The sequence below is a fragment of the Vibrio cionasavignyae genome (assembly GCF_050337155.1).
Lineage (GTDB): Bacteria > Pseudomonadota > Gammaproteobacteria > Enterobacterales > Vibrionaceae > Vibrio > Vibrio nomapromontoriensis.
Map to the genome: position 1 here is coordinate 108,113 of NZ_JAKJSR010000019.1, position 26,436 is coordinate 134,548.

Annotated in this window: 30 protein-coding genes; 11 read left to right on the forward strand and 19 right to left on the reverse strand. The window is 44.0% G+C overall.

Features of this window, described 5'->3' with window-relative positions:
• Window positions 1-10: 10 nt before the first annotated feature.
• Window positions 11-1,465 (reverse strand): LutB/LldF family L-lactate oxidation iron-sulfur protein, encoded by a 1,455-nt coding sequence (locus tag L4D74_RS15580; protein WP_428753114.1) that lies wholly within the window; start codon window positions 1,463-1,465, stop codon window positions 11-13.
• On the reverse strand, window positions 1,462-2,220 hold the full coding sequence (locus L4D74_RS15585; protein ID WP_428753115.1) for a (Fe-S)-binding protein: 759 nt from the start codon (window positions 2,218-2,220) through the stop codon (window positions 1,462-1,464). Before L4D74_RS15585 ends, L4D74_RS15580 begins: the two co-directional genes overlap by 4 nt.
• Before the next feature lie 135 nt (window positions 2,221-2,355).
• Between L4D74_RS15585 and L4D74_RS15590 the strand changes: the two genes are divergently transcribed.
• On the forward strand, window positions 2,356-3,258 hold the full coding sequence (locus L4D74_RS15590) for a LysR family transcriptional regulator (RefSeq protein ID WP_428753226.1): 903 nt from the start codon (window positions 2,356-2,358) through the stop codon (window positions 3,256-3,258).
• 71 nt (window positions 3,259-3,329) lie between these two features.
• On the opposite strand, the gene L4D74_RS15595 is transcribed toward L4D74_RS15590, so the two are convergent.
• Window positions 3,330-3,932 carry a hypothetical protein gene (locus L4D74_RS15595; protein ID WP_428753117.1) on the reverse strand — a complete coding sequence of 201 codons (603 nt, stop codon included), beginning with the start codon at window positions 3,930-3,932 and terminating at the stop codon, window positions 3,330-3,332.
• Between the two features lie 43 nt (window positions 3,933-3,975).
• Between L4D74_RS15595 and L4D74_RS15600 the strand changes: the two genes are divergently transcribed.
• A complete protein-coding gene (locus tag L4D74_RS15600) occupies window positions 3,976-4,287 on the forward strand; it encodes a YnjH family protein (protein WP_428753118.1) in 312 nt (103 codons plus the stop codon).
• A 37-nt stretch (window positions 4,288-4,324) separates the two neighbouring features.
• Here the strand turns inward: L4D74_RS15600 and L4D74_RS15605 are convergent, their stop codons facing one another.
• On the reverse strand, window positions 4,325-4,624 hold the full coding sequence (locus tag L4D74_RS15605; RefSeq protein WP_428753119.1) for a YfcZ/YiiS family protein: 300 nt from the start codon (window positions 4,622-4,624) through the stop codon (window positions 4,325-4,327).
• Between the two features lie 521 nt (window positions 4,625-5,145).
• On the opposite strand from L4D74_RS15605, the gene L4D74_RS15610 reads away from it, so the two are divergent.
• Entirely contained in the window at window positions 5,146-5,607 is a 462-nt protein-coding gene (locus L4D74_RS15610; RefSeq protein ID WP_428753120.1) for a TetR/AcrR family transcriptional regulator, read from the forward strand.
• Window positions 5,608-5,776: 169 nt separating this feature from the next.
• On the opposite strand, the gene L4D74_RS15615 is transcribed toward L4D74_RS15610, so the two are convergent.
• The 6 genes from L4D74_RS15615 to L4D74_RS15640 all read right to left on the reverse strand — a co-directional run bounded on the left by L4D74_RS15615 (window position 5,777) and on the right by L4D74_RS15640 (window position 10,621).
• Window positions 5,777-6,598 carry a heme ABC transporter ATP-binding protein gene (locus L4D74_RS15615; protein ID WP_428753122.1) on the reverse strand — a complete coding sequence of 274 codons (822 nt, stop codon included), beginning with the start codon at window positions 6,596-6,598 and terminating at the stop codon, window positions 5,777-5,779.
• Window positions 6,598-7,632, reverse strand: coding sequence for a FecCD family ABC transporter permease (locus L4D74_RS15620; RefSeq protein WP_428753124.1), 1,035 nt, complete (start codon window positions 7,630-7,632; stop codon window positions 6,598-6,600). Before L4D74_RS15620 ends, L4D74_RS15615 begins: the two co-directional genes overlap by 1 nt.
• Before the next feature lie 133 nt (window positions 7,633-7,765).
• A complete protein-coding gene (locus L4D74_RS15625; protein ID WP_428753126.1) occupies window positions 7,766-8,659 on the reverse strand; it encodes a heme/hemin ABC transporter substrate-binding protein in 894 nt (297 codons plus the stop codon).
• Window positions 8,660-8,676: 17 nt separating this feature from the next.
• On the reverse strand, window positions 8,677-9,093 hold the full coding sequence (locus L4D74_RS15630; RefSeq protein ID WP_428753127.1) for an ExbD/TolR family protein: 417 nt from the start codon (window positions 9,091-9,093) through the stop codon (window positions 8,677-8,679).
• Complete coding sequence (locus tag L4D74_RS15635) at window positions 9,090-9,785, reverse strand: MotA/TolQ/ExbB proton channel family protein (RefSeq protein ID WP_428753128.1); 696 nt, start codon at window positions 9,783-9,785, stop codon at window positions 9,090-9,092. The genes L4D74_RS15630 and L4D74_RS15635 overlap by 4 nt, the downstream gene beginning before the upstream one ends.
• Before the next feature lie 2 nt (window positions 9,786-9,787).
• Window positions 9,788-10,621, reverse strand: coding sequence for an energy transducer TonB (locus L4D74_RS15640; protein ID WP_428753130.1), 834 nt, complete (start codon window positions 10,619-10,621; stop codon window positions 9,788-9,790).
• A 206-nt stretch (window positions 10,622-10,827) separates the two neighbouring features.
• On the opposite strand from L4D74_RS15640, the gene hutW reads away from it, so the two are divergent.
• The 3 genes from hutW to hutZ all read left to right on the forward strand — a co-directional run bounded on the left by hutW (window position 10,828) and on the right by hutZ (window position 13,396).
• Window positions 10,828-12,231, forward strand: coding sequence for a heme anaerobic degradation radical SAM methyltransferase ChuW/HutW (gene hutW / locus L4D74_RS15645; protein WP_428753131.1), 1,404 nt, complete (start codon window positions 10,828-10,830; stop codon window positions 12,229-12,231).
• A 46-nt stretch (window positions 12,232-12,277) separates the two neighbouring features.
• On the forward strand, window positions 12,278-12,778 hold the full coding sequence (hutX, locus tag L4D74_RS15650) for a heme utilization cystosolic carrier protein HutX (RefSeq protein WP_428753132.1): 501 nt from the start codon (window positions 12,278-12,280) through the stop codon (window positions 12,776-12,778).
• Window positions 12,779-12,853: 75 nt separating this feature from the next.
• Window positions 12,854-13,396: a heme utilization protein HutZ gene (gene hutZ / locus L4D74_RS15655; protein ID WP_428753133.1), complete on the forward strand. Its 543-nt coding sequence runs from the start codon at window positions 12,854-12,856 to the stop codon at window positions 13,394-13,396.
• A 38-nt stretch (window positions 13,397-13,434) separates the two neighbouring features.
• Here hutZ and L4D74_RS15660 read toward each other — a convergent pair whose 3' ends face one another.
• Window positions 13,435-14,352 carry a chemotaxis protein gene (locus L4D74_RS15660; RefSeq protein ID WP_428753134.1) on the reverse strand — a complete coding sequence of 306 codons (918 nt, stop codon included), beginning with the start codon at window positions 14,350-14,352 and terminating at the stop codon, window positions 13,435-13,437.
• Between the two features lie 188 nt (window positions 14,353-14,540).
• On the opposite strand from L4D74_RS15660, the gene L4D74_RS15665 reads away from it, so the two are divergent.
• Window positions 14,541-14,819, forward strand: coding sequence for a peptidylprolyl isomerase (locus tag L4D74_RS15665; protein WP_250616217.1), 279 nt, complete (start codon window positions 14,541-14,543; stop codon window positions 14,817-14,819).
• Window positions 14,820-14,925: 106 nt separating this feature from the next.
• Here the strand turns inward: L4D74_RS15665 and L4D74_RS15670 are convergent, their stop codons facing one another.
• Both L4D74_RS15670 and L4D74_RS15675 read right to left on the reverse strand, forming a co-directional pair.
• The gene (locus L4D74_RS15670) at window positions 14,926-15,843 is read right to left on the reverse strand and encodes a short chain dehydrogenase (protein WP_428753135.1); all 918 of its coding nucleotides are present in this window, start codon (window positions 15,841-15,843) and stop codon (window positions 14,926-14,928) included.
• Window positions 15,844-15,853: 10 nt separating this feature from the next.
• Window positions 15,854-16,828, reverse strand: a complete 975-nt coding sequence (locus L4D74_RS15675) for a haloalkane dehalogenase (RefSeq protein WP_428753137.1) — start codon at window positions 16,826-16,828, stop codon at window positions 15,854-15,856.
• 104 nt (window positions 16,829-16,932) lie between these two features.
• Here L4D74_RS15675 and L4D74_RS15680 point away from each other — a divergent pair, with 104 nt between their 5' ends.
• The 3 genes from L4D74_RS15680 (at window position 16,933) to L4D74_RS15690 (ending at window position 20,051) form a co-directional block, all read left to right on the forward strand.
• On the forward strand, window positions 16,933-17,787 hold the full coding sequence (locus L4D74_RS15680) for a LysR family transcriptional regulator (RefSeq protein ID WP_428753138.1): 855 nt from the start codon (window positions 16,933-16,935) through the stop codon (window positions 17,785-17,787).
• Between the two features lie 292 nt (window positions 17,788-18,079).
• The gene (locus L4D74_RS15685; protein WP_428753139.1) at window positions 18,080-18,436 is read left to right on the forward strand and encodes a YibL family ribosome-associated protein; all 357 of its coding nucleotides are present in this window, start codon (window positions 18,080-18,082) and stop codon (window positions 18,434-18,436) included.
• A 253-nt stretch (window positions 18,437-18,689) separates the two neighbouring features.
• Complete coding sequence (locus tag L4D74_RS15690) at window positions 18,690-20,051, forward strand: alpha-amylase family protein (RefSeq protein WP_428753140.1); 1,362 nt, start codon at window positions 18,690-18,692, stop codon at window positions 20,049-20,051.
• A 67-nt stretch (window positions 20,052-20,118) separates the two neighbouring features.
• On the opposite strand, the gene L4D74_RS15695 is transcribed toward L4D74_RS15690, so the two are convergent.
• From L4D74_RS15695 to L4D74_RS15710, 4 genes are all read right to left on the reverse strand, one after another.
• Window positions 20,119-21,960, reverse strand: coding sequence for a DUF3413 domain-containing protein (locus tag L4D74_RS15695; RefSeq protein WP_428753141.1), 1,842 nt, complete (start codon window positions 21,958-21,960; stop codon window positions 20,119-20,121).
• Between the two features lie 227 nt (window positions 21,961-22,187).
• Window positions 22,188-22,838, reverse strand: coding sequence for an isoprenoid biosynthesis glyoxalase ElbB (gene elbB / locus L4D74_RS15700; RefSeq protein WP_428753142.1), 651 nt, complete (start codon window positions 22,836-22,838; stop codon window positions 22,188-22,190).
• A gap of 282 nt (window positions 22,839-23,120) precedes the next feature.
• On the reverse strand, window positions 23,121-24,344 hold the full coding sequence (locus tag L4D74_RS15705; RefSeq protein WP_428753144.1) for an HlyD family secretion protein: 1,224 nt from the start codon (window positions 24,342-24,344) through the stop codon (window positions 23,121-23,123).
• Window positions 24,338-24,658: an MFS transporter gene (locus L4D74_RS15710; RefSeq protein WP_428753146.1), complete on the reverse strand. Its 321-nt coding sequence runs from the start codon at window positions 24,656-24,658 to the stop codon at window positions 24,338-24,340. Before L4D74_RS15710 ends, L4D74_RS15705 begins: the two co-directional genes overlap by 7 nt.
• A gap of 125 nt (window positions 24,659-24,783) precedes the next feature.
• Here L4D74_RS15710 and L4D74_RS15715 point away from each other — a divergent pair, with 125 nt between their 5' ends.
• Window positions 24,784-25,794, forward strand: coding sequence for an AraC family transcriptional regulator (locus tag L4D74_RS15715; protein WP_428753227.1), 1,011 nt, complete (start codon window positions 24,784-24,786; stop codon window positions 25,792-25,794).
• Here the strand turns inward: L4D74_RS15715 and L4D74_RS15720 are convergent.
• Window positions 25,757-26,047, reverse strand: coding sequence for a hypothetical protein (locus L4D74_RS15720; protein WP_428753147.1), 291 nt, complete (start codon window positions 26,045-26,047; stop codon window positions 25,757-25,759). The genes L4D74_RS15715 and L4D74_RS15720 overlap by 38 nt on opposite strands.
• A complete protein-coding gene (locus L4D74_RS15725) occupies window positions 26,025-26,243 on the reverse strand; it encodes a hypothetical protein (RefSeq protein ID WP_428753148.1) in 219 nt (72 codons plus the stop codon). The genes L4D74_RS15720 and L4D74_RS15725 overlap by 23 nt, the downstream gene beginning before the upstream one ends.
• Between the last annotated feature and the right edge of the window lie 193 nt (window positions 26,244-26,436).

Below are 26,436 nucleotides of genomic sequence, written 5' to 3' on the forward strand. Positions count from 1 at the left end.
TGTTATCACCTCATTTCGGATTATTCGTTTGACCCTTATGGTCGGTCATTCGCTGACGAGCCTTAATACGCTGGTGCAGCGTTTTGCCGGCAGGCTTAGGGCGTGTGCGACATTGCGTCCATGCACCAAGGTCACTGGGAATAAGGTGTTGCAGCTTACTGGTAAGAAAAGTGGCCGAGTGATAAAGGGTTGGCGATGATGCGGCTAGCGCATAACCGGACATGAGCGCAGACTCTATCGTACTATGCGCGGTGTTTTGCCCTTTTAATGGGGCACTGTCTTTGCGTGCCGGGTGCTTGGCTTCCTGTCTTAGCCGTAACAGCATATCAGGAATAGGGATTTTAACCGGACAGACTTCACCACACGCGCCACATAAGCTTGATGCCGTCACAAGGTCTTTGGTTTTATCCAGCCCTAATAAGTGCGGTGAAATGATCTTCCCTATTGGGCCGGGATACACCGTCCCATAAGCATGTCCCCCTATTTTTGTGTAGACAGGGCAGTGGTTCATACACGCACCGCAACGTATACACTGTAAGGTTTTACGCAGTTCTTCGTCTTGGTATGCTTGGCTGCGACCGTTATCTAGTAAGATGAGGTGAACCTCTTCGGGACCATCTTTTTCGGCATGTTTTCGAGGTGAACTGATCATATTGAAATAGGTGGTAATAGCTTGCCCCGTCGCGCTGCGGGTTAGGGCACTATACAGAGGTGGTACATCTGCCAGAAACTCGACAACTTTCTCAATTCCCGTAATGGCAATATGCACTTTGGGCACGGTGGTGGACATTCTGCCATTTCCTTCATTTTCAACTAAGCAGAGTGTGCCGGTTTCGGCTACCGCAAAGTTCACTCCAGATAGGCCAATATCCGCCTCAAAAAACTTACGTCTTAGGCGAGTACGACCCGTTTGAATAAGGCTATCAACATCGTCAGTCGGGGTGAAGTTCTCCAAATGAGTACTAAACGTGTCGCTGACTTCTTGCTTGTTTTTGTGGATCGCAGGCATGATGATGTGTGAGGGCTTGTCACCATCAAGTTGTACAATATATTCGCCCATATCACTTTCTAGGCAGCGGATCCCAAGCTTTTCCAACGTATGATTCATTTCTATTTCTTCGCTGACCATCGACTTACCTTTGATGATCAGTTTGGCATCGTGCTGATCAGAAATATCAGCAATCAAAGCATTGGCTTGTTGTGGTGTTTCTGCCCAGTGCACTTGTATTCCGTTTCGATAACAGTTGAACTCTAGTTGCTCTAAAAGTTCGGGTAGTTTGCTTAAGCAGCGTTGGCGAATGGATTCTGCAATATTGCGGATATTCTTTTCTTCCGCAGGATCATCAAACGCCGTCTTTCTTTTGTCGCGTAAGTAATCCATCGCGCCACGAAAATTGTCGCGAAGCTGAGCATCATCGAGCGCTTCTTTGGCTTGCTGATGAAAGTTGTTAGGTTGTTGGCTCATGAATTTACCTCCTGCGTACGCTCAAGTAAGAAAGACGCAAGGTGACGACCAATGATCGGTTTCTGTTGGTATTCGAACGCGCCGTTGATATTAAGTAAACAGCCCCAATCAGCACTGACGAGAATATCAGATTGTGTATTGCTGATATGGCGAGTCTTATCTTCTACCATCGCTTGAGAGATGTCGGGATGACGGACCGAAAAGCTTCCCCCAAATCCGCAACACTCGCTTTCGTAATCTTGTACCCGTAGTTCGACATTGGAGAGCTGCGACAGAAGCTCGGTTGAGGTGGTATGGACATTCATTTCTCGTCGTGCCGCGCATGAGGTATGCATCACTACTGAGGTCGGCTGCCCTTGATCGGTTAGCTTAACTCGGCAGACATTGACTAGGAACTCAGTCAGTTCAAACACTCGATCACAGAAGGCGTGTACATTGGCTTCTTGACGGTCTCCTTTGAACAGCTTTGGGTAGTGGTGGTGCATCATGCCACCGCAAGACCCTGATAACACGATGATGGGAAAAGGGTCTGGAAATAAGTCAATTTGGCTCTGTGCGACGTGTTTTGCCTCTTGGGTATAGCCGGAGGTATAAGCGGGTTGGCCACAACAGGTTTGCTTTTCGACAAAAATGACGTCGATGCCTTGCTGCTCGAGCAGCGTTATTGCGTCGAGCCCAGCATCAGGGTCAAACACGTCAACGAGACAGGTAGCGTACAAATAGACCTTTGTTGGTCGTGAAGGGTAGATGCGCATGGTATGACTCCAACGTTAAACTCATGTTATGCCACGTTGTGACTGGGCTGTTAATAAAGTGTGAAGTTAACGCTTCCAATTTTCTTTATACAGAGAAATAATGAAAATGATTATTTCCAAAAGTGACCTAATATGATGCGTGCAGATGATTTGATTTTGTTCTATCAGGTAGTTGAACTGGGTGCTTTTAGTCGAGCTGCTGAGCAAAATAACCTGACAAATTCGGTAGTTAGCAAAAGGATTGCGCGGCTAGAAGATGAACTCGGCGTGCAATTATTATATCGAACAACGCGTAAATTAACGTTAACTGAAGCGGGTAAAGCCTTGCTCCACAGTGCTAAAAATGTGACCCAAGCGACTATGGAAGCTGCAGCGTCTGTCTCAGGCTTTGGTGAGAATATTAGTGGTCATATCAAAATGTCGGTGCCGACGATTTCCGGTGATTTGATTTTAGCCGATGCCGTGGCGGAATTTTGTAATATGTATCCGGGTCTTAGCGTCGATATGTCGCTAGACAATCGTTTTGTCGATTTGGTAGATGGCGGCTATGACTTAGTGATTCGCACTGGTTACTTAGAAGATTCAAGTTTGATTGCTCGGCACATTTTGGATTCCCAATGGGTTGTGTGTGCTTCACCCTCTTACATTGCCAAAAATGGTAAGCCGTTAAAACCGCATGATTTAACGCAGCATAATTGCTTGCAATACGCCTACCAAACAACAGGGGCGTCGGATTGGGAGTTTAAAGCTGGACAGAGTGGCAATGAAATTATTAAGGTCTCGGGTTCGTTTTCAACCAATAATGCTGGAGCATTGAGAAAGGCAGCACTGGGAGGGCATGGTATTGCGTATGTACCGCGTTGCCTTGTGTATCACGATGTAAGAAACGGACAGCTGGTGGATATATTTCCGGAACAAGTTGGGAAAAAGTTGGGTATCTATGCGGTGTACCCTTTTACTCGGCAGCCGCCAAATAAAGTCCGTCTATTAATTGAACATATACGGACAAGATATTTAACCATATCCCATTATTTTTAACCATATCCCCAATTTTTAAACGCAGTGAAACGCAAAGGAGCCAGGAGGAACCAGCTTGAAAATAGCGCTACTTAGCGAGCAACCGCACCACCAAGGGTGAGGTTTGTTGGCCATTTTGTAATGCGATTACCGCCAAGAAAGATATTTCCGTCAACGGTGAGTCTAGCCGGAAGGACGGTAATATTTGAGCCACCGATATACAAACTACCTTTGACGATAAGATTATCTGGTAGCTCTGATAGTGGGGTTCGAATCAAGCCTAAATCACCATTGACGATCATGCCATCAGGAAGCTTAGCTACGGGCGTATCGGTTAAGTTGATATACCCTCCGGGCGTGACGCCTTCAGGCCATGCCTTTAATTGGCTGCCAAGAAGATTCGCATAACCTGTGATTTTCGTTCCTCTTGGGATATATGCCACTAAACTATTGGAAGCGTCTAGGCTACCTTGGACATCTAAATTATTGGGTAACGCTTCTATAGCGGTTTTTGCGATGTTGAGGTTACCTTTGACTACTAACCCATCAGGTAATGCAGTGTAGGGTTTGTTGCGAAGGTGGAGGTTGCCATAATTATCAAGATGGTTGAGAATTTTATAGTGATCAAGTGATGTCGCGTTAAGCTGACTAGTAGAAGCGAGCCAAGTGATAATAAGTAAACAGACGCGAATCATAGAAAACAGAGCCGAAAATTAATGACAATACAGGTAGTGTGCAATGGATAGTCAACGAAAACAATGGAAAACGTGGCGAGCGATTTCAAAATTAACGGCAATAGCTATTGTAGCCGTAGGCGTACCGCTGTCATCTGTTAATGCAAAGGTCATTACGACACCAGGTGTGGATGTAGGGGCTGCGGTGCTGCTTTCAGATTCTAAGTTAGGTAAACGCGTGTGTTATTACAATGACAAGGCGTTTTCATTGGGGTCAGTGATCACTGTTGAAGGTGTCATCTTGCAGTGCGTGGCTGAGCAAGACTTTGAGATGAATGGTGAGTTAAAGTGGAAGCGTTTAAAAAGCGAGCAATAGCGCTCGCTTTAGTAACGTTTAGCCGATGTATTAAAGGCTAGCGTGAGATTGAGCGCGTCTTAAGTTCAAAAATGAGCTTCTCTGCACTCACTTCGAATTTAAAACGGGCTTGAAGTTCGGTCGAGTCCTCTTCGAGAGCAGAGATGTCGTATTCAACTTCCTTAGAGACTGACTGAGCAAGATCGATGTACTTTTGAATTTCTTGTTCTAATAGCGCTTTAGATTCAGCAAAGAGCTGAACCTCAGCCACATCGTCACCTTCTTTGATGATGAAGCCCATCTCTCCGGAGACGCCACATGCGTCACATACCGCTTCTTCTTTGTACGTGTTTGACATAACAATACCTCTTACTAATTATGAGACCATTCTATAACTGTGGTTTTCAGGTAGCCAGAAAAAATTGATAGCGATGATGTCAGCGCTTTAGGACCATAGGGCCCTTTGTTGTGATTGATCCTATATCATCCACATTTTGCTAATAAGGTATTGGATGAGTGATATGGGTATTTTCCCAATCAATGCGTTTTAGTTTCGTATTTGCATTTATTATGCAAGTGATTTGTTGTCAATGTGACTAATGTCTCAAAAACGAGACCAGTGTCCTAGCGATAGAGTACACAGTTGTATTTACTTAACGGAGAAGTGGTAGACTTTATAAGTTATAAATCTATTAATGATTTTTTATAATATTTCAATTGTATGCATATCTAATATCCACTAATGGGTGTGGCCCTTGATGCCGTAAGCAAGGGTTAATAAATATTCATGTTATTTTATTAGATTAATTTACAGAGAATTGCTTTAATTATGGTATAGCATACAGTCAATGCAGCACAGCGATAAGAGAAGAGCGTCAAATGCCAAAGCGTAGTAAAGAAGATACTGAAATCACTATTCAGAAGATTATGGAGGCGGTTGTCGACCAAATTATCCGTTTGGGTTACGACAAGATGTCTTACACGACTTTGAGTCAGCAGACCGGTGTATCAAGAACAGGGATTAGTCACCATTTTCCAAAGAAAACGGACTTTACAGCAGCGCTCGATGGACGCATTTTCAAGATGTTCGTTGAACACCTTGAGTTTGAAGGTGGGCTAGATAGCTTTGTAAATAGTTGGTTGGCGGCACTGAAAAATGATGAATTTTTGGCAATTTTGAAATTGCTCTTTCATCATATTGTTACTTCAGAAAATGCGCATGAGTTTGCCTCTAAAGGTATCGACCGTTTATACAAATTGGTTGAAACTCAATATGGCTCTGGAAGTGAAAAAGAATTGGAGTGGCTGTTAGGCCGCTCTTTGATTCAATTAAGTAAGTAGGGCATCGCGCTTACTTAATTTTGTACTATCGTTAGCTTGCAGCCCCGCAAGTGTGGATTGTGCATTTACTAAAAATACCGTGACTAATTAATAGTTGCGGTATTTTTTTGCCCAAAAATCATCTTATTTTAAATAAATAACGTTCATTTAGTATATTTTCTCTATTTAACTACTGTGAGATTACTAACGGAAAGCCCTTTTTAGGGTGCTCAGTAATAATGACGTCATAGCCATAAACGTCTGAGATCATTTCACTGGTAATTGCATCCCATGGTGAGCCATCAGCAACGATTTTTTGTTGATTCAATACAATGATCCGATCTGAGTATTGAGAGGCTAGGTTTAAATCGTGGAGGACGATGATGACGGCTGCGTTATTCTTGGTTGCCATCTCTCGTGCAAGTGAAAGAGTATTGTGTTGATGAGCAAGATCGAGGGCAGAAGTCGGTTCGTCAAGCATGAGGATCGTTTGCCCTTTAGCATGGTGAAGCTGACTTAATACTCTTGCAAAGTGGATACGTTGCTTTTCTCCCCCGGATAAACTTGGGTAGGGACGTGAGGCAAGCGGCAACATATCGACAGTCGTGAGGTAGTGTTTTACTAACGCTTTGATATCTCGGTTGGGCAATTTAAGTGGTATGGCCCCAAGTTCAACCACCTCCGAAGCAAGAAATGGAAACGTTAACGTACTGTGCTGTGACACGAGACCTAGATGCATGGCGAGCTTAGCAGGCGTCCAGAGGTCGCGTGAGTGACCGAAATAGCAAAGGTTAGCTTGTGTTTTGATTTCTCCACTGAGTACTTTTAGCAACGTGCTTTTCCCTGCTCCATTTGGGCCGAGTAGTGCGGTGACTTCACCGGGCTTTAGGTCTATTGAAACATTGTCCAGAATAGTCGTATCGGCAAACTTAACCGAAATATTGCTGGCCGAAATGGCGTATTCAGATTTACTTGTCACTGAATTTCCTGTCGTTGTCTCTTGGTATGTCATTAAAGAATCTTCCCTTTTTGCTGAAAAAGCAGATAGAGGAAAAACGGGGCACCGACGATCGCAGTAACAATCCCGACAGGTAATTCTGCTGGTGCAACTACGACTCTGGCAATCATGTCAGCTGCCGTCATTAACAGTGCACCAAGCAGTGCCGATACCGGCAACAGAGTTCGGTGATCAGGACCTATGAGCATTCGCCCCAAGTGAGGGATAATCAAGCCAATGAAACCGATTGGGCCAGAAACACTGACGGTGACTCCGACACCGACGGCGGTGAGTAGTATCAATTGACGTTTGAGGCGCTGTACGGCAATACCGAGGTGCAACGCTTCAGATTCTCCGAGAAGCAATGCGTTAATCGCCATTGCCTTCTTTGCAAAAAGTATGATTAGAACCAGAAGCGTCAATGCGGCAAGCGATATTTTTCCCCATGTTGCTCCTGCAAGAGAACCCATTGACCATAGAGAGAGATCGCGAAGCATTTGGTCATCGGCGACAAAATTGAGAAAACCGATCCCCGCCCCAGCTAGAGCACTTATTGCCACCCCGGCTAACAGCATAATAGTCACTGATGTGCCAAATTTCCCAGAGCCTAATTTATAGACTAAAACGGTGGTCAATGCACCGCCGAGGAAAGCGAAAACGGGGACGACGGCGAGATTCATCAATTCAGGGAATTGTGTGCCGAGTGTAGAAAAACAGACGATGGCAATCGCGCCACCCAACGAGGCACCAGCCGATACACCGATGATACCGGGCTCCGCAAGGGGGTTGCGAAATAACCCCTGCATGACAGTGCCGCAAATGGCTAGGATTGCTCCAACGACGAGACACAATAAAGTGCGGGGCAGACGGATATCATTGACGACTAAAGGGATGTGAGGCGCGAGTCCATTGGAGCGCGTAGTCAATGCGATTAAGCTATCTGAGAACGAAATCGCCATTGGTCCCACCGTTATGGAGTAAACAGTTGCGACGACAAGTAGCGTAATAAAGCCGATGAAAATAACTGGTAGAGAGTAATGTCTAAGCATAAGTTTACAAGAGCCGCTTAAAGTTAAGGTTAATCTAATTTAGTGCTGCGCAGTCTAATAAAAAAGATGGGAACAAACGGGCGATAGCCAATGAGGTTGTAGTATTTACAATGTCCCATTGGCTGATAGGTAGTTATTTTTGATAGATCTTCTCGTTCAATCTTTGCGCTTCCGAGAGGCTTTTTAACCCCAGTCCACCGACTAGCGCGTGACCATCAATGGTGACAAATTGCTGATTTTTCCCGGCCGGCGTCGCTGCAAGCATAGGTAGGGCTTTTAGTAAGGCATCGCTTCCGCCTAATTGACGATAGCTGCGGTCACTGAGCAAAATGATGTCTGGCTGCATTTCAATGATGGCTTCATTTGATAATGGTTTATAAGCATTTAGCTGTTTAGCAGCAGGATTAATGCCCCCAGCAAGCGAGATAATGGCGTCGGGCGTGGTACCACTGCCAGCCACATTCGCAGGTCTACCCTCATGGATAAGTAAGAACAGAATCTTTTTCTTTTCGTCTGATGTTGACGGTTGGTTAGAGGTGAGGGCATGGAGTTGGGCATCAATTTTATCATTCAATGCGGCAACATTATCTTGGGTATGAGTTAACGCCGCTATTTGGTCGATTCTTTTTTTAAGCCCAGTGATGCTAGCAGATGTATCAACAACCTCAACGTTAACACCCGCTTGCTTTATCTGATCCAGAGCTGGTTTCGGACCCATTTCATCAGTGCCAATGATGAGATCAGGGTGCATCGCGAGTAAGCCTTCCGCTGACAGTGCACGATGATAGCCTACTTTGGGCAAGACAAGAGATGAGGGTAATACACTCGTTACGTCAACCGCAACCAATTGGTGTTGAGCGTTAAGGGCAAGTAGCAACTCGGTAACCGATGCCCCTGCACTGATGATATTCTGTGTCTCTTCGGGTAATACCGTCGCTTCTACTTGAGTGGACTGAGCAAAGACACTAAAAGCCATCATGGATGTGATGGTACTGATGATTAGCGTTTTACGTAATAGTTGAAACATAGTATGAAAATTCCTAATTATTTGGCAGAGTCTTCGGTTAAGAGCTGCGTTGCGGGAATGCCGTTATCTTGCATAAAGGCGAGCAACTTGACTAAATGTTGAACATCAGCCGTTTTGTCGGCTGCAATAATGATCGGTTGGGCGGTGGATTTTGACTCTTCCAGTAGCGCGATTTTGAAGTTGTCCCAGTCGATATATTGTTTGGTATTCAATGCCCAATATGGAGCATCAGCAAGGATGTTGACAGTAAGGGACTGATTAGCCACTTCTGATACGGCATTGGAATCCGTTGCCGGTAGTTCAACGTTTAATGACTCCAAACGAACTGAGGCGGTAAGCATCAAAAACACCATGACAATAAAGATTATGTCCAATAACGGCGTAAGGTCAGGGTAAATAGACGCGCTGGATGAAGGGTCACTGACTTTGATCATGATGCATCCGTTACTGATAATTTATCGAGGTTGCGGGTCTGTACTGGATCTTTGTCGGAATGCGGCATTTCAATCCCCTCAAGCCATAGGTTGACAAAGTTAAGGGTATGCTCCAATTTAGCGACAATTCTGTCCGCCCATAAACCAATAAGTTGAGCGCCAGCTATGGCGGGTAGAGCGATCATAAGACCAGCAGCGGTTGTTCGCATAGCAAGGCCAAGACCTTGTGCGAGATCGTTTGGTGTGACATTGCCGGAAGCAGCCGCAATACCTTGAAACATATCTATCAGCCCAAGCACCGTTCCCAACAAGCCAATTAATGGGCTGATAACACCGATTAGCGATAATAGTTTTAAACCTGAGTGAAGTTGATGGCGTTTATCCTGTAGCCAAATACTGGCGGCATCTTCACGCAGTGACTTAGCAAAGGAGTGATGCGCTAATAGCATGGCGACACCACGGTACAGCAATGGACGTTTGTCAGACAAGACTGTGGCAAGTTGCTCGATCTCTTTCGCGTCAGTAGGTGATATTTGATTTAACTTTTGTCGAATGGCTTTCATGCCTACGCCAGTACTAATGACGATTTGGAAGAGTCGTTCGATGATGATCATCGAAGTTATCGCTGAGCAAATAAGCAACGGCCAAGTCATCAACCCAAGTTGCTGTTGTAGGTAGTGTAGTGATTCCATGATTAATCCAATTTAAAACGAACAGGAATTTGAATACGATGGGCGACCGCAACCCCTTTAACGGTATAGGCTGAAAATTGCCATTGTTTGATTGCGTCAAGTGCGGTCTTATCTAAAATAGTGGCGCCAGATGAAGATACAAGTACTTGTTTTGTTTGGTTTCCGGATTCATCTAGCCAGATTTCATAGGTTGCAGTGCCTTCAATGCCGCGCTTTCTGGCAATTCTCGGATATCTAGGTTGCACAGGTGTCGTAGTGAAAGAAGGGGTGTTTCTTAGCACGGGTTCATTACTTACCCCTTGATTGACGATGGCTGGTTGCGCCGAAGTGGGTGCGGAATCGTTCCCCGATGTTTTTGTTTCTTTAATTTCTTCTTTTATTTCACTTTTTTTAGGAGCAGGAGTTGTTTGCTCCTTCGGTGATTTCTTTTGGTTCGCCGATGTGCTTTTCGGCGCTTTGTTAACAGCCTTTTCCCGTTTTACAGGTTGCTTTTTGTTTTTTGTCACCGATGAACTGTTCGCTTTCGTTACGGCTTTCTGAACAGAGCGACTTTCTGCGGGCTTATTGTCAGTAGAGTTAGCCTTAGCAGAAGTGGTTTCAGAGGATTTAGGTGGTATAGGTGCTTTTTCTGCCGTGTCCGATGGAGCGTCTGTATCACTTGGAGGTGTCGATGATGCCGCTGCAGCCGAAGATTGAGCGATAAAATTGAGTGATACCGATGTAGAGTGGCTACCTGACGGCATTGCAAAGACTTGTTGTGTGTCGTCGACAAGCATAAAACCAATATGGAATGCCACAGATAAGCTTCCTGCAACGACATACCTTTTGATGTTCATAACCCAACCTCTATTCACTTAAATTCTCGACTGACGACCGAGCGCTTTCTCTTGTCATTTGCTTTTTCACTAACGAGAGAAGGCGATTATGTATCACAATGAAAATAAGATCAATTATCAATTGCATTATCATTATCACCAATTTATGATCGTGAATATCTTCTACGACCCCTAATTACGGGGGTGATCGGTAACAGAGAATAGATATGCAAATCGACTTAACTCATCTTGATGCGACACACTTCGGTGTTTCTTCGCCCGATCCGCTGCGCTTCGCTTTTACTCAGAAGACGTCGCCTCATGCTGGTGGTATGGGCACGCCGATAGAATCCGCGCGTTATGAGTCTCTATTTCAATCACTGACTTCTATGTCTTCAAAGCGCTCGAGCAAGCGCTGCCTTTACATCCATATTCCTTTTTGCCGAGTACGTTGTACGTTTTGTAACTTTTTTCAAAACGCGGCCAGTCGGCAGCTAGTCGATGATTATTTTGAAGCACTACTGAAAGAAATTGAGTTGAAATCACGACTTGCTTGGACTCAAACCGGTTTGTTTCATGCCGTTTATATTGGTGGTGGAACGCCAACGGATTTGTCCCCTGATCAGATACAAAGATTGGGCAAAGCAATTCGTCACTCGTTTCCCTTAGCGACGGATTGTGAAATGACGCTAGAAGGAAGAACTAACCGATTTAGCGATGAAATGTTCGATAAAGCATTGGAAGGCGGGTTTAATCGCTTTTCCTTTGGTGTGCAGAGTTTTAATACTAAAGTAAGACGCAGTGCCAAAAGACTTGACGATCGTGAGGTTGTGCTTGAACGGGTTTCTCACTTAAGTTCATTGGACGAAGCCCCCATTATCATCGACCTGCTCTATGGACTCCCATATCAAACACTCGAAGTCTTTGCTCAAGATCTTGCCGACTTCAAGGATTCAGGTGCGCATGGCGTTGACCTTTATCAGCTTGTTGTTGGTGGTAATGCGCCAATGCTTAATATGGTAGAGAAAGGACGTATAGAGCCACCAGCCAATTCTGCGCAGAAAGCTTCTATGTACGAATACGGTGTCGCATTCATGAATGAACACTTTATTAAGCAACTCAGTGTTAATCATTGGGCACGAGACAACAGAGAACGCAGCCAATACAACAGTGTTGCAAAGACCTATGCGGAAGTGTTGCCAATAGGGTGCGGGGCTGGCGGCAATATAGGTGGCTATGGAATGATGAACCATCGATCATTGGAGTCATATATGTCTGCGATGCGCTCAGGAGACACGACTATTGCGATGATGAGCAAACACCATTCACTAGAGCCAGTATTTGCGAGTTTGAAAGCTGGGTTTGATAGCGGCGTAGTACGTCGAAGCGTACTAGCCATGACTCAAGGGTACGATACTTTTGAGCTGCTTACACCTCTGTTTCAAGTGTGGGAGAAAAATGGTTTAGTTGAACTCAAAGGGGACTACTTGTTATTGACGCTAGCAGGCAGCTTTTGGGCGGTAACCTTAGCTCAAGGGGCGATATCTGCCTTGTCGACGTTGAGTCATGGGCAGCTTTCCGTTTCATCACCGCTGTCTCATGGTAATAAAAAGTTGCATTTCGTCGCCTAATTGACGAAATGCGATGATGAATCATTAGATTAAATAGGAACAACAAATGACGTTAAAGCAAAAAGTTGCAGCGATTCTGGCGGACGAACCTAAATTACTACCCGCTGCGATTGCAGATAAACTCGCGGTAAGTGAGTGTGAAGTAGTGTGCGCATTACCTAGTGAAATGGTTGCTGTCGCTGGAGGGAGTATTGCCCAAGAAGTCTTGGAATCCATCACCACGTGGGGACCTGTGACAACGATTGTCCACTCGTTCGGCTCCATCTTTGAGGTTAAAGCCCCGTTCCCAAAAGGTAAAATGGCACGAGGTTATTATAATCTTATGGGTAAAGAAGGCGAGTTACATGGACATCTCAAGTTAGATCTGATTACTCATGTTGCGTTAGTGAGTAAGCCTTTTATGGGCAATGAAAGCCACTACTTTGGCTTTTTTGATGCACTTGGTCATAACGTGTTTAAGATTTATCTTGGGCGTGACGACAAGCGTCAACTGTTGCCAGAGCAGGTGACTCGTTTTAAAACGATGCAAAGTAAATTACGCCAATAGTACGATACGGCAGCGAAAAACCCACTTTATAACACGATAAAAATAATCAAAGTACAGTCAGAAAAGGAACAGAAAATGGATCAGCAAGTTAAGCAAGAGCGACTACAGGGGCGATTAGGTCCTGAAATCAAAGAGTTTCGCCAAACGCGTAAAACGATTCAACTTGCTACCGTCGATGGGGAAGGTTGCCCGAATGTTAGCTATGCACCATTTGTCCAAAATCAAGATGGCTACTTTGTGCTGATTTCACAAATCGCACGTCATGCCCGTAATTTACAAGTGAACCCAAACGTATCCTTGATGATGATTGAGGATGAATCTGAAAGTAAGCAGTTGTTCGCTCGTAAGCGTTTGACGTTTGATGCCGTTGCAACCGTAGTTGAAAGGGACACACAGCAATGGCATGCAGTGGTCGCTCAGATGCAAACGCGTTTTGGTGAGATTATTGATGGCTTAAGTCAGTTGCAAGATTTTGTATTATTTAACCTAAAGGCGGAACAAGGGTTATTTGTTAAGGGGTTTGGTCAGGCGTATCAGGTATCTGGTGAGGACTTAGTCGACTTTGTCCACTTACAAGAGGGGCATCGCCGCATAGAAAACAGCGATACCGTAGAGTAATGGTTTTATTGTAAATACGATAATCGATGCAGAATCTGTTATGAGGCCGCTTTGGATTCCACAAAGGTTTCGGCGCCTCGTAACATAGCCTCAATGAGCTCTCCGGCATTAAACTTTACTAACGCTTCGTGAGCTCCCACCTGCCTTGCGCGATCGGTACACATTTCGCTAGATAAAGAGGTGTGTAGGATTCGATAGGCGCGGTTCAATGATGCGTCATTTTGCACTTCAAAAACAAGTTCATAACCGTCGAGTCCTGGCATTTCAATATCACTCACAAGGATATCAATCGCTTGAGAGGAGTGCGCTTTTTCACGCATAAAAGCCAAAGCGCTGTTGCCATCTTTGCAGATCTCAAAGGGGATATTGATTTGGTTCAGCGCATCGCCGAGCTGCTTTCTCGCGATAGATGAATCATCCACAAGCAATACGTTCAAGGCTTTCATTCGCTCTCGTTGCACATCTGTGAGCATCGGGATTTTAGTATCAGCGTATTGTGGGTAAATTTTCGACAATAGTAACTCTACATCCAGTAGCTGAACAATGTCGTCATTAAACTTAGTAACCCCGGTAACGAAGATGTTCTTTCCAGAGCTTTCTGGAGCAGGCTCTATTTCCTTCCAATTACACTCTATGATTTTATCGATTTCTCTCACCATAAAGGCGACCACGGTGCGCAGACAGTCGGTCACAACAAGATAAGTCGTGGAATACTCTTCGGGAGTAATCGGTCTAAAGCCAATTGCCGCCGCCATATCGATGACGGGAACGGTTAAGCCACGGATGCTCACTGTGCCAACCACATGACGATGAGAGTAAGGGATTTGTGTTGTAGGCAAAAATGGCACGATTTCTCGAACTTTAAGTGTGCCGATGGCAAAGCGCTGTTTCTGCATATTCAGCGTAAACAGCAGCATACCTTGTGCTTGATTGGCTTTACTTATTTTTGTCGACATTGGAATTCATACTCTAAGTTGGTGACAGTCTAATTCTATAGAATAGTTTTACTTTTCCCTAACTTATCTGCGGCAGATCAGAATAAAGTTGAAGTGGCTTGGATTGTAAACGTGATTTCGCTCTCATTTTGATTTACACTTTGCGCTATTAGCAGCATCTCTTCATTTTGTATTAGGGTAGACACGTCATGGCAAGAACCGCACACGCACTTCACATCCTTGTTAAGCATAAAGACAAAGCAGACGACATTATGGGTCAGTTGAAAAAAGGTGCTAAATTTCAGGCTCTTGCTAAGAAATATTCTACGTGTCCTTCTGGCAAAAAAGGAGGAGACCTCGGTGAGTTTAGAAAAGGTCAAATGGTCCCACAATTTGATAAAATCTGCTTTACTGGCGAAGTGTTAACGCCTCATCTAGTGAAAACAAAGTTTGGCTGGCATATTGTAAAGGTTCTTTACAGAACATAGTTTCTAGATATTTATTCTAATAATGGCAGGTTTAACTTTCGTTGGTCGTTTCAACCTGCCATGTTCTCTCTCTATATATATTCTTGGACCTTTCTCAAGCGATGAGCTATTCAACCGCGAGCGAGAAGTAAGTTTTAATAGTATTAGTGCGTAAATGTTTTACTTGTTGGTATTCCAAAGACTCGAAGCATTCTTGTATATGAGCAATTGACGGAAACTCAACGATAGACATTTTCGCGTCTTTGCTTGGCCACTGCCCGTCAATCACTTCGAACTTTTGTTGAGTTTTACCAATAACCAGTGGCTTCGCGCCATATTTTTGGAATATGGGTGCACACGCTGTAGCGTATTTTTCTAGTGATGGGTGTCCCATAGGGTAAAGGCTAGAAGACACTAAATAGGCAGGTTTTTTTGGGGTTTGATATGCTCCACGGATTGCTCTAAATACCTTTCCTGTGTCTGTGCCTTCAATACTGGCTGAATAATAGGAAGCTACATCATCAGCCTTAATGCCGGAGGAGCTATCAATGCCCCACATATCCATCGTTTCTTTAACCATGCTAGGGCAAACCGCATTGATCCTAACTCCGCTCCCAAGCTCTAGTGCTGAGTTGGCGACAAACGCATTTATCGCGGCAGTACCCATCGCAATAGCGCTGACACCCGGCATAGCGTTAAAGGCGGCTTCACCGGAAGTTAGAGTAATGCTGCCATTAGGTTTTAAGTACTCTAGCCCTATACGAACTATATTGACCTGCCCCATGACTTTATTGTCTAAAACGGTCGCAAACCCTGAATCTTTCATTTCAGTAAGCGAGCCCATTTCACCATTGCCAACCATACTGACGATAGCATCGATCATTCCGACTTGCTCAAACATCGCTTTAATTGAGACTTTGCTTTCTATATCGACGGTTAAGTCACCGTGGCTATGGCCCACACGAATGACCTCATGTTGATGATTGAGGTTTGCGACAACGGCTTGTCCAATGACGCCATTTGCACCAATTGCGAGTATTTTCATTTTGGATATCCTAAAAATTTGTTTGTTGTAACCAAGAGACGGTTTTTTGTACTAACTGAGCAGGCTCATCTTCTTGTAAAAAATGAGAAGCATTTTTAATGGTTGAATGAGGTTGATGTTGAGCGCCGGTAAAATTATCTTGAAATTTAACGTCGTAGCCTTTATCAGCTAAGAACGGGTCTTGGTCGCTGAATAAGGTCAAAACTGGTTGATTCCACGTTTTCAGTTTGTCCCAATCGGCGTTGACTTGATTTAGGTCAGAGGCCACGATTTGTGGCATCTTGCGCGGGGCTGCATAATGGTCAGCGTTTGGAAATGGAGCGTCATAGGCTTGTTTTTCCAAATCGGACAGATTCTTCACGCTTAGTGCTTGTATTATCTCTCCTATTTTTAATGTATCGGCGTGTCGAAAGTAACTCGCCCAGTTCCCATAACTGATTTTACGATTTAGTGCAGCTAAGTCAGCTTTGCCTGCAACAGAAGCGAGTATTTTTAGCACTTTAGGAACCATGAACTTTTCAAGGCCATTCATTTCTGCAAGGGCAGTGTTAGATAAAATGAGCCGAGATAACCATAAAGGTTCTTGAGCGAGCACTCGCAGACCGATCATCCCCCCCCAATCTTGAAAAAATGCCGCGGCATTTTGAATATTGATTTGACGAACAAAGCTTGTCATCCATTGCACATGATGTGCATAGGTATGAGCAGACGCTTGAGTGGGTTTATCCGATTTACCAAAGCCAATGAGGTCGGGTGCGATAACTCGGTAGCCTTCATTAACGAGTAACGGAATCATATGCCTATACAGGTAACTCCATGATGGCTGCCCGTGGAACAAGAAAATGGTTTTTGCGTGTTCACTGCCTTCATCCAAGTAATGCATGCGCATTCCATCAACGTCTAAATAGTGCGAGGAAAATGGGTAATCGATGAGACCATCGAACCGGTTGTCAGGAGTTCGGATGGTGTGCGCTTTGATTTTCATAGTCAGTCCTTCTATGCGTGTTTAGTGGCTCAAACACACTTTAGAACTATCAATGGTCAATAAAAAGCATAGCTTTTTGACGTATATGGTCATATTATTTGACCATGACAAATTTAGAACAACTCCAAGTAATTGAGACGATCTGTGACGAAGGTAGCTTTCAGAAGGCGAGTGAAAAGTTATATAAAGTGCGCTCTGCTATTTCTTATGCTGTAAAGCAGATGGAATCTCATTACGGAGTACAAATATTTACTCGAGATACGTACCGCCCGGAACTCACTGCTGAGGGTAAGGTACTTATTGTGCAAATAAGACGATTACTCCAGCATGCAAGTGACTTTGAAACCTTTGTTATAGAGATGAAAGGGGACATTGAAACAGAGCTACGGTTAGGTGTTAGTTCATTGTTTCCAATAGATAAAATTACAGGGTTATTGCTTGATCTTAAGAAAAAGTTTCCAAAGACAACGATACATTTAGATATTGAAGTCGCATCTGGGGAACGACGCTTAGTTGATAAGAATGTTGATATCGCGATTTACGGCAGTTTAAGTCGCCACAGTTCGGTAGATTATCTTCGAATTGATACCATTACTATTCCATTGGTCATATCCAAAACGTTGGTCCCTTCACTTTCAAAGCCTTTGTTTGAAAACGATTTGCTACAATATCCACAAGTGATTATGAAATCGTCTGATCAACAGTCTCCAGACACAGGGGTCTTAGATGAAACTATTAAATGGTACGTGACCGATTTGGCGACCAAAAAAGCGTTAATCGAGTCGGGGTTAGGTTGGGGGAGAATGCCACTGCATCTCGTTCATGAAGAAATCCAAAGCGGACAGCTACTAGTATTAGATATTTATGATGAATTGAACTTGCCGATTTATGTGGCAAAACTAAAAAGCAAACCACAAGGACCAGTAGCAAAAGCCATTTGGCGATATTTTGATGAATAATAAACGATATCCAAAATAGAAATGGATGAACCGACACTATTGGATGCTAGCCTTGGTTCACTTTCATACCGTCACCTTAGTGACATTATTTCACCTTACGGAGTGCCGCGCGTGAATCTTGTGTTTTATGTACGCTTTGCAAGAACCTCGGGGACATAGGGTGTTAGTATTGTACTTGAATGAACTTTATACCTAACGTTTTATACAGTACTTAAAGTTAACAGCATGCATGCAGAGTCTGTGGTACACTCCGTCTCCATTTTATTCATTCGTTTACTAGGTTCAGATTACAATGAGCATGAAAAAAGAAATCCAAACACTTAAAAACCGTCTTGATGCTTGTCGTCATAAGCTAAACAGTGCTCAATCTCGTAAAGACAATGAGATGATCTCAAAGTTTACGGATGAAATTGATAAGCTGACAAAGAAGCTGGCTCAGCTTCAACATAAAGCAAGTTATGACATGAATAAAGAGCGTAAGAGCTTGCTAGACATGCCGTTCTACCGTGAAATCACTAAAGCAGAACAAGCGGACCTAGGCAAATTGAAAAAGAGCGTGAAAGGCTTAGTGGTTGTTCACCCAATGACGAAAATTGGTAAAGAGCTACGTCTAGATGTGATGACAGGATTCGCACCTAAGAAGTTTTAACTCTGTGAAGTCAGATAGACTGGTAGAGAGAGATTAACGCGCCTTTAACGGCGCGTTTTTTTATGCCTAATTCTTCGGCAGTAGCGGTGATAGAAGCTATCAATGGTTATAGCACGAGTGTCGTTTTCAATACCAAGTGATAGCTACGCCTAGCTTCTCATACAAAAGAAAGCGAGTAGAGGAGGATTTGGGCATGGTTAGTTTCGATATAATGGCTGATAGAGTCACACACGCATTATTGACAGGAGTCAACATGTCACATTCGGCACTGAGCCAGAGTAATGTCATTCTGCATGCCTTTGATTGGCCATATGCATTGGTAACAGAAAGAGCACAAGAGATTAAAGCTGCAGGCTATAAGACGATACTGGTTTCACCTCCGATGAAATCATTTAGACAATCTACGTCTGTTCAATGGTGGCAGCTTTATCAACCGCAAGACTATCGAGTGATTGATAATAAACTGGGTAATACCGAAGATTTCAAAGCAATGATGTTAACCCTCAATACACTTGATTTATGGGTATATATCGATGTGGTCTTTAATCATATGGCCAATGAATCCAGTATTAGATTAGACCTTCAGTATCCGAGTTCTTCAGACCTAGAACAGTATCGTTCTCATCGTCAGTACTTTGAACAACAAAAGCTATTTGGGGATCTTAGTGAGCCACTTTTTGATGAAAATGACTTTGTTGAGGCATTTGGTATTAAAAATTGGAAAGATCGATGGGAGGTTCAAAATGGACGGCTGACGGGAGGTCCCAAGGATCCTGGCTTGCCAACCTTAAGAACGGCTCTGCGGGTGATTGAACAGCAGCAAGCATATTTACGTGCGATGAAGGATCTTGGGGTTCGAGGCTACCGTATTGATGCGGCAAAGCACCTCAGCCTAGAACATATTCAGGCGGTATTCACCGACGATATCACGGATGGAATGCACGTCTTCGGGGAAATCATTACTGATGGTGGTGCAACTAAAGAAGAATATGAGCTGTTTTTGCAGCCATATTTGGAAGAAACTCGTCTTTCGGCGTATGACTTTCCATTGTTTAATACCTTGTTTGACGTGTTAGAAAATGAAGGGAGTATGGCCTCGCTTATTGACCCTTATTGTTTTGGTCAAGCCCTCACCAACGCTCGTTCAATAACGTTTGCAACTACCCATGACATTCCCAACAATGATGTATTCAAAAATTTGGTATTAACAGAGCAAAATGAATGGCTTGCTTATGTATATATCTTAGGTCGAGATGGTGGGGTTCCGCTCATTTATGCGGATTTGGATCCTAGTGGGATCACCAATCAACAAGGGCAGCCAAGGTGGGTCAACAGCTGGAAAGATCCTAAACTATCGCGGTTGATTGAGTTTTATCATCGTATGCATGGTGAGAGCTTTGAGGTGATAGAAGCCAATGAAGATATTCTTGCCTTCACTCGTGGCAGTAAAGGTTTAGTCGTGATTAATAAATCTCAGCGCGATAAGACCATATCTATTGAGCCGACGATTCAGTTAGTGTCCGCCTTTGATACTCGTCAAAAGGACACTCAAGGAGAGGTGCGAGTTGCGAGGTGTAGTGCAGAAGTTTTCTATACCAAGGCACGAGGCGACTGAATGAAAAAAACGGAAGAAGCGACCGCTTCTTCCGTTTTTAATTGCACTAATTAAAGGGGTGACCCGGCTATTTTGTGTATCGAGTTAGCACTTCTAACGCGTATTGCATACGTTCACGATCAATCTCTTGTTCTGGTAGCAGTCGGTTGCTGCCGTCTCTGACTTCGTATAGTCCGTTACCTTTCAACGAGAAGATTTTATCTTGTGACACTATAGAGTAGTCACCATAGTCAGCAACGATGGTAAACGGTCGATCAACCGCTTCTCCTAAGAGGTCTTCACCAATGGTGTAGTCTTTGAGATTGTTGGTGACGCCTAAGTAGTTTTTCATCAGCGTTGGGACAAGATCAAAGTGGGTAGTCATCATACCTGCTGGCCATTGGTTGCTGGCTTTGTCTATACCCGCCCCTAGCATGATAAATGGTACTTTGATTTGCGCCTCGGTAAAGTTGCCGTTGTGACCCCAGAAGTTTTGTCCGTTGTCGTTAAACTCTTCCCCATGGTCACCCGTGACAATGATTAATGTATCGTCGTACGTGCCTTCCGCTTTAAGCTTCTCAACCACTTCTTTAATTTTACTGTCAACAAAGTGTGTGCTGGTGCGATAACGATTTAACACTGGCTCTGGATCCGAGTTATTACTGCGAACAAACGGGTTATTAGGTCCAGACATTGGCTCAAATCTTGGCTGGTAATCTTTAGGGAATACGAAGCCATGTGGCGCATCAAAGAACATGAATGAAAAGGTGGGTTTGTCGGTACGGTTGTCATACCACGTTTTCCAATCTTCCACGAGTTCAATGTCTCTGTCCGACGCATCACCTTTTGCTTGACCACGAAGACGTAAGTTAGGGATCTTGGCAAAAATGGTACGATTGAACTCAGGCGACTCAATGTGCGCAGAGGTAAACACACCAATTTGATAGTCGAGTTGTTGCAATCTATCCATCAATACGGTTGGACGCTGGTTGGCTAGCATTGGGTGCCAGTATGGACCCGGCAGTCCGTAGAACAGACCAAATGTGCCCATGCGGGTTGCGTTGCCCGATGCGTAGTGTTTATCAAAGGATAGACCTTCTTGAGACATCTCATACACTGTTGGCATGTATTGCGGTGTCACGGTATCTGGTCGCCATGAGTCAATCAGGATCAACATGATGTTTTTCGGTTGAGCTGGAGCGTCTCCCACCAATGGATGGATAGGATAATTCAAACCGCCTTGGATTTTTGGTGTTTTTGCCTGACTTTTTTCAAGCTCTTCTCGGTCAAGCCATCCATGTTTGATTAGGAAAGAGTTGGCGATCGTTGGGTAAAACACAGGTAGATATTGGTTTACAAATGTTACCGGCTGGTAGGTTTTAGCTGATGCCCAGATGTGAATGCCATGGCTGGTCAATGTCGTGACTAAAAACAGTGGGAAAAAGATTTTACGCAGTGATTTAGTGAAACCAAAAGATTGGCTTTCCATTCGACCTAGCGCCCACCATTGCAGTGCAAATACACCGCCAAGTCCGGCAACAAGCATTGCCCATGCAGATAGTGGGAACTCTACAATTTGACCAGACATCACCAGTGATAGCACTGGGTAGTTTAGGTGAAACCGGTAGAAACCAAACACCATGGTGTCGACGAATAAAAACGTCAGGCCCACAGTGGCGACAAGGGCAAGAATGGGTCTTTTAATCTTGAGTGGGAGAACGCAAAGAACCAATCCAAGTAACCAAAACACCAACGCCAATAGGCTCATGTGGCTAAAGAGACTTGTTGCAGCAAATGTGGTTTGGATGCCATCAAATGGCAACTCTGGAAAGTATAAGAAGTAGCGAACGCCAATCAGCGTGGCCAGCAACGCGTTGAGAATAAGGAACTCATAATAAGCACTTAAGCGCGTTTTAAATAGTTTAAACATTTTGATTAACCAATTTACTAAGTAACGTTAATACAACAGGTCAGTAACCTGAGATTAGGATGTGGCACATTGTAGGGGAGTGAGGCATAAAATTGAAACGAAAAAGAGTGATTGGTGACAAATCGTTACTTTTCGCTTTAACCCATGCAGTCACGTCGAACGATAGGTTACTGTGACGAAAAGTAACAAGTGTCAATGCATCATCAATGTGTCGCAATTTCACTTGATCATGCCAGTTTTACCAGTTGCACAACGAGCTTCTCGATGCCGCTTGCGGCTTGCGATAATGTCTGGGCTTCCATGTAAGCAGGAGTGGAAAGGACATTGTGTTGCTTGTCATAGACGACATCATCTACGTTACAATTAACATGTTCTCCACCCAATCCTAGAAACCCTTGCGCAGTACCATGGTCTGTCCCTATTGTGCCGTTGACCCCTTGAGGATAAACCATGGGAATAATGACCGGAGCGATACAAAGGTAACCCGCTGGTTTTCCTGCTTGAGCAAAGGAGCGACAGGCTTGTGCGACATCCGCATTGATGGAACATTCTGCGCCATTGATTGCGAAGTCGGTCAGGTTTTTTGCCGCGCCAAATCCACCAGGAACGAGCAACGCGTCATAATCACTGGCGTGCAGTTTATTGACATTGCTAATGTTGCCACGGGCAATACGTGCTGCTTCTACGAGGACATTTCGAGTTTCCGTTGTGGTATCACCGGTAAGGTGGTTAACGACGTGTAACTGTTCAATATCCGGGGCGAAACAATGCCATGTTGCCCCTGTTTTTTCGATTGCATGCAGCGCTAATACCGATTCGTGTATTTCTGCGCCATCGTAAACGCCACAGCCGCTAAGTATGACCGCTATTTTTTTCATGGTGGTTGCCTTTTTAATATTCATAACCTAATGATATTAGTATGAAACTGCTCCTCCTGTCTGTTAATTGCAGTAAAGATTGCTACTTATTGACAGAACGTGATGTGTTAGCCGCTTATCGCTATTACAGCGAACTCGAGCGATTGAAGTCCGCAGCTTTACTAGGCGTTAATTGTTAAGACTTATTGAGTAAAAAGCCACTCTATGAGAGTGGCTAACACATTGGAAAGTTAACCTGAGTTATTTTACCCGGTTCTTTTTATGTAGGGATATCTAGACACATTAAATTGAGTAGAAGTAGTAAAGCTGAGACTTCATTCTTAAAATGATGCCCCGTATCACATCCAGAAAACCAAGGAACGCGATGGGTTTTTCTCCACTTATCCAAGCAAGCCCGACAGCACCAACAGGGATATCATAGCCAGCGGTTTCATACACTTTTAACCGTACAAAGTGATGTTTATTGTTTAGGTTTTTGCCTGTGGTCGCTCGCACAGATTGATCTAAACCGAGTAATGTTCCTTGTGATTCACCTGTTGCTTCAATGATCCCTTCTACTTCTGCGGCGAAGACATGTCCTGGGTATACCGAGGTGGAAAATTCAGCGGGTTGACCAGGCTTGATATTGCGGATCGCTTGATGATTGACTCGCATTAGAACGTACTTTTCGTTGGTGTACATTTGTATTCTCGGCACCCGAGATAAAAGCTGACCTTCACGTAAAATAAAGTTGGTGACAAAGCCATCACTAGGCGCGGTGACTTGAGTGCTGTCGAGATCCCATTTCGCTCGTTCAATGGATTCATCTGCGGCTTTCAAGTCATTGTTCCTGCTTTCAACCGCTAGCTGTGATTTATTGATAGCCAAAAAGGCTTTTTGAGCGTCGATTTTCTTTTTATCGAGTTGTGAACTAATGGTATTGACTTTGTGTCTTGCCATTTCAACAAGACTGATTTGCTTGTCGATATCGCTTTCAGTGATGGTATTACTCACCGCTGAATTTTGTTCTTGATAGCGCTTGAGCATCTTTGTCTGCAATTGATAGTCAACCGATGCCGAACGAAGCTGACTCTTTGATGTTTGTACACTTTTTAGCATCGAGTCATAATTGGATTCAGCGATGTCAACATCCTGAATAGCACTGTCATAGGCGCCTTTTGCAATATCACGCTGAATCAGTGATTGATCAAAAGCAATTTGATATGGCTTGGGATCAATTTCGTAGATGAGTTGCCCCTTTTCTAATTGTTGGTTGGGCTTAATATGCAATTTTATGACTTTTCCGGAGACATTGGACGAGTCTGGACGCAGTTGGATATGAGGCGCTTGTACTAAAGAACCACCGGATAAATCCATAGGGGTGTAATTGATGAGTCCGACCCAAACGAAAAGTAACCAACTGATTCCGCCAATATAAGCAAAACCTTTGGAAAGCTTGTTCCACGGCATACCAACTAGGCGTAGTAAGTAGATAAATAAAGCCCATACCGCTAACCCTTCTAGCATGCTGTATCCTCCACGTTGTCGTGTTTACCTAACCAAATGTCTCTCAATCGAATGATGGCTTTTTCCATATCCACAAACGCGATGATAACGGCGATGACCCACACCCAGTGCCAGACAAAACCAATCCAAGTGAGCGTGGTAATTAAGCCTAATTGATGATGATCATGGCGATGAGCCTTATTGATAGGCAGCTCATGAATACGCCAGAAGCCATAAATAGCGGCGCTAATAGTGGCGACTAGCATCACGGCGGACACAATGTGTAGTGCGGTATCGGCTCCTGTCCCCACAAACGGGACACTTAATAAACTCATTGTTTGCTCTCTTGTTCTTACGAAGAGTGCAGAGTCTATGCGACTACGAAATATTGATTTACAAAATGATTGATTTCATCAAAAATCATCAATACTTGATTGAATTGATGCTAGTGGTGAAGGGGATGTTCGAAAATGTTCATTTTGTGCGTGCAATAGCGATTAAAGGGTTGATGGAAGGGTTGTACGCTACATATGGTGTTAAAACCGCGGTGTTTGGCATCCCTAGTTCCGTATTTGATTCTTCAATGACTTTAATACCAGTCTCTGTTCTTAATCACTACTACGAAAATATCGAGGCGGTGACGGGTGATCCTGACGCAGTCCTTAATTTGGTGCGTAGGGGAAACTTAGAGCAGTTGGGTTCTATCAGTCGTTGGTTTTTTTCTGGCCATGATTTAGCGTCTGCCATTCGCAGAATTAATTTTGGAGTGACCTGTATTCAGTCGGGCGCTTTCTTTAGGGGAGAAGCAGTTGGGCCATTAGTTAAGTGGACCTACTTAAATGATTCGATTTCAGCTCGGGGTAAAGTGCATGATGGCATTCGAGTGGCTAATTTTATGTGCAATGTACTGATGCGTTATCTGGGCAGTCAATTTACGCCTGACCGCATTTGCATACCGGGGTCACGAGTCAACACTCAAAAATATCAGGAGTATTTTGGCTGTCCCATTGAGTGGGGGCATAATCAAGTTGAAGTTTGGTTACCTAACAAACTCCGCCTTGAAGGGAGTAAAGTACCATCCATAGCGGCTGATAAACTATCGATGAGTTTTGCCGACCTTGATAATTACCTAAACATGCCTGATCCACAAGATCATATGAAGGTTCTGTATGAAGTGGTGAATTACGCCCGTCATTCTGGACTGCCGACCTTAAAGCGGGTGTCTAGTCTTTTGTCTTTATCTGAGCAGCAATTGCAGCGAAGGTTGCAATCTTCAGGGTTGAATTTTACTTCGATTGTGGGGTTTGTTCTCTCAGGAGAAGCGGCAAATATGATTGTTCTAGGGATGCCCTTTGAACAGATCGCCTCTCGTCTCGGTTATCGTAATCTGACAAGTTTTAGTCGTATGTTTAAAAAGTACCGCGGTATCACCCCTACGCAATATCGTCAGAATTACCTGTCGGCATACTAGAAAAAGGGAGCGTCACTAATGATGGTGAGGGTGAAATGACGCGATGATGTCGCGTCATTTCATTTGAATATTGGGCTTGAGGAGTGGTTAGTTTCTGCGTATTTTGATTATCCCAATCTGACAGAGTGCGGTTGTCGCATCCCATGACTCCGGCACTGATAAATACTGCTAGATAAAACACAAAGGCAACAATTTTTCGGCGATGCCGTGCTTTTAACCGCTGCGGCTGGCTATTTGGTTGAGACGTTTTCATATTCACCTTCGATAGTCGCTCCAGAGGCGGCGTCTTGGCGGAATTGTTGGTTGTTTAATTGTTGTTCCATCTGCTTTTTAATACGGTTGCCAGTAATAAATGCGGCGATGGCCAGTGGGATTGCCATTAGCAAACTGAATATCATCGCAAAGAAACCAATGATCAACGCGCTAATGGTAATAAGTAAGTTTTTCATAGTAACCTCTGATAAAAAGCGAGTAGGGGGTTAGCATACCGTTTTGATTCTGAATCAAACATGAACAATTGAATACGGTTTGTATTAATACTGTGAAAGTGGGTATTTTGGTTAATCGGATATTGGTCGCATGAGTCGTGAGAAGATCAAAAAAGCTGCACGAATGCAGCTTTAGAATTATTTGCGGGATTTA

Bases quoted from the DNA above. Each gene is read 5' to 3' on its own strand.
- L4D74_RS15580 (WP_428753114.1), bottom strand. From the start codon at position 1,465: ATGAGCCAACAACCTAACAACTTTCATCAGCAAGCCAAAGAAGCGCTC.
- L4D74_RS15585 (WP_428753115.1), bottom strand. From the start codon at position 2,220: ATGCGCATCTACCCTTCACGACCAACAAAGGTCTATTTGTACGCTACC.
- L4D74_RS15590 (WP_428753226.1), top strand. From the start codon at position 2,356: ATGCGTGCAGATGATTTGATTTTGTTCTATCAGGTAGTTGAACTGGGT.
- L4D74_RS15595 (WP_428753117.1), bottom strand. From the start codon at position 3,932: ATGATTCGCGTCTGTTTACTTATTATCACTTGGCTCGCTTCTACTAGT.
- L4D74_RS15600 (WP_428753118.1), top strand. From the start codon at position 3,976: ATGGATAGTCAACGAAAACAATGGAAAACGTGGCGAGCGATTTCAAAA.
- L4D74_RS15605 (WP_428753119.1), bottom strand. From the start codon at position 4,624: ATGTCAAACACGTACAAAGAAGAAGCGGTATGTGACGCATGTGGCGTC.
- L4D74_RS15610 (WP_428753120.1), top strand. From the start codon at position 5,146: ATGCCAAAGCGTAGTAAAGAAGATACTGAAATCACTATTCAGAAGATT.
- L4D74_RS15615 (WP_428753122.1), bottom strand. From the start codon at position 6,598: ATGACATACCAAGAGACAACGACAGGAAATTCAGTGACAAGTAAATCT.
- L4D74_RS15620 (WP_428753124.1), bottom strand. From the start codon at position 7,632: ATGCTTAGACATTACTCTCTACCAGTTATTTTCATCGGCTTTATTACG.
- L4D74_RS15625 (WP_428753126.1), bottom strand. From the start codon at position 8,659: ATGTTTCAACTATTACGTAAAACGCTAATCATCAGTACCATCACATCC.
- L4D74_RS15630 (WP_428753127.1), bottom strand. From the start codon at position 9,093: ATGATCAAAGTCAGTGACCCTTCATCCAGCGCGTCTATTTACCCTGAC.
- L4D74_RS15635 (WP_428753128.1), bottom strand. From the start codon at position 9,785: ATGGAATCACTACACTACCTACAACAGCAACTTGGGTTGATGACTTGG.
- L4D74_RS15640 (WP_428753130.1), bottom strand. From the start codon at position 10,621: ATGAACATCAAAAGGTATGTCGTTGCAGGAAGCTTATCTGTGGCATTC.
- hutW (WP_428753131.1), top strand. From the start codon at position 10,828: ATGCAAATCGACTTAACTCATCTTGATGCGACACACTTCGGTGTTTCT.
- hutX (WP_428753132.1), top strand. From the start codon at position 12,278: ATGACGTTAAAGCAAAAAGTTGCAGCGATTCTGGCGGACGAACCTAAA.
- hutZ (WP_428753133.1), top strand. From the start codon at position 12,854: ATGGATCAGCAAGTTAAGCAAGAGCGACTACAGGGGCGATTAGGTCCT.
- L4D74_RS15660 (WP_428753134.1), bottom strand. From the start codon at position 14,352: ATGTCGACAAAAATAAGTAAAGCCAATCAAGCACAAGGTATGCTGCTG.
- L4D74_RS15665 (WP_250616217.1), top strand. From the start codon at position 14,541: ATGGCAAGAACCGCACACGCACTTCACATCCTTGTTAAGCATAAAGAC.
- L4D74_RS15670 (WP_428753135.1), bottom strand. From the start codon at position 15,843: ATGAAAATACTCGCAATTGGTGCAAATGGCGTCATTGGACAAGCCGTT.
- L4D74_RS15675 (WP_428753137.1), bottom strand. From the start codon at position 16,828: ATGAAAATCAAAGCGCACACCATCCGAACTCCTGACAACCGGTTCGAT.
- L4D74_RS15680 (WP_428753138.1), top strand. From the start codon at position 16,933: ATGACAAATTTAGAACAACTCCAAGTAATTGAGACGATCTGTGACGAA.
- L4D74_RS15685 (WP_428753139.1), top strand. From the start codon at position 18,080: ATGAGCATGAAAAAAGAAATCCAAACACTTAAAAACCGTCTTGATGCT.
- L4D74_RS15690 (WP_428753140.1), top strand. From the start codon at position 18,690: ATGTCACATTCGGCACTGAGCCAGAGTAATGTCATTCTGCATGCCTTT.
- L4D74_RS15695 (WP_428753141.1), bottom strand. From the start codon at position 21,960: ATGTTTAAACTATTTAAAACGCGCTTAAGTGCTTATTATGAGTTCCTT.
- elbB (WP_428753142.1), bottom strand. From the start codon at position 22,838: ATGAAAAAAATAGCGGTCATACTTAGCGGCTGTGGCGTTTACGATGGC.
- L4D74_RS15705 (WP_428753144.1), bottom strand. From the start codon at position 24,344: ATGCTAGAAGGGTTAGCGGTATGGGCTTTATTTATCTACTTACTACGC.
- L4D74_RS15710 (WP_428753146.1), bottom strand. From the start codon at position 24,658: ATGAGTTTATTAAGTGTCCCGTTTGTGGGGACAGGAGCCGATACCGCA.
- L4D74_RS15715 (WP_428753227.1), top strand. From the start codon at position 24,784: ATGTTCGAAAATGTTCATTTTGTGCGTGCAATAGCGATTAAAGGGTTG.
- L4D74_RS15720 (WP_428753147.1), bottom strand. From the start codon at position 26,047: ATGAAAACGTCTCAACCAAATAGCCAGCCGCAGCGGTTAAAAGCACGG.
- L4D74_RS15725 (WP_428753148.1), bottom strand. From the start codon at position 26,243: ATGAAAAACTTACTTATTACCATTAGCGCGTTGATCATTGGTTTCTTT.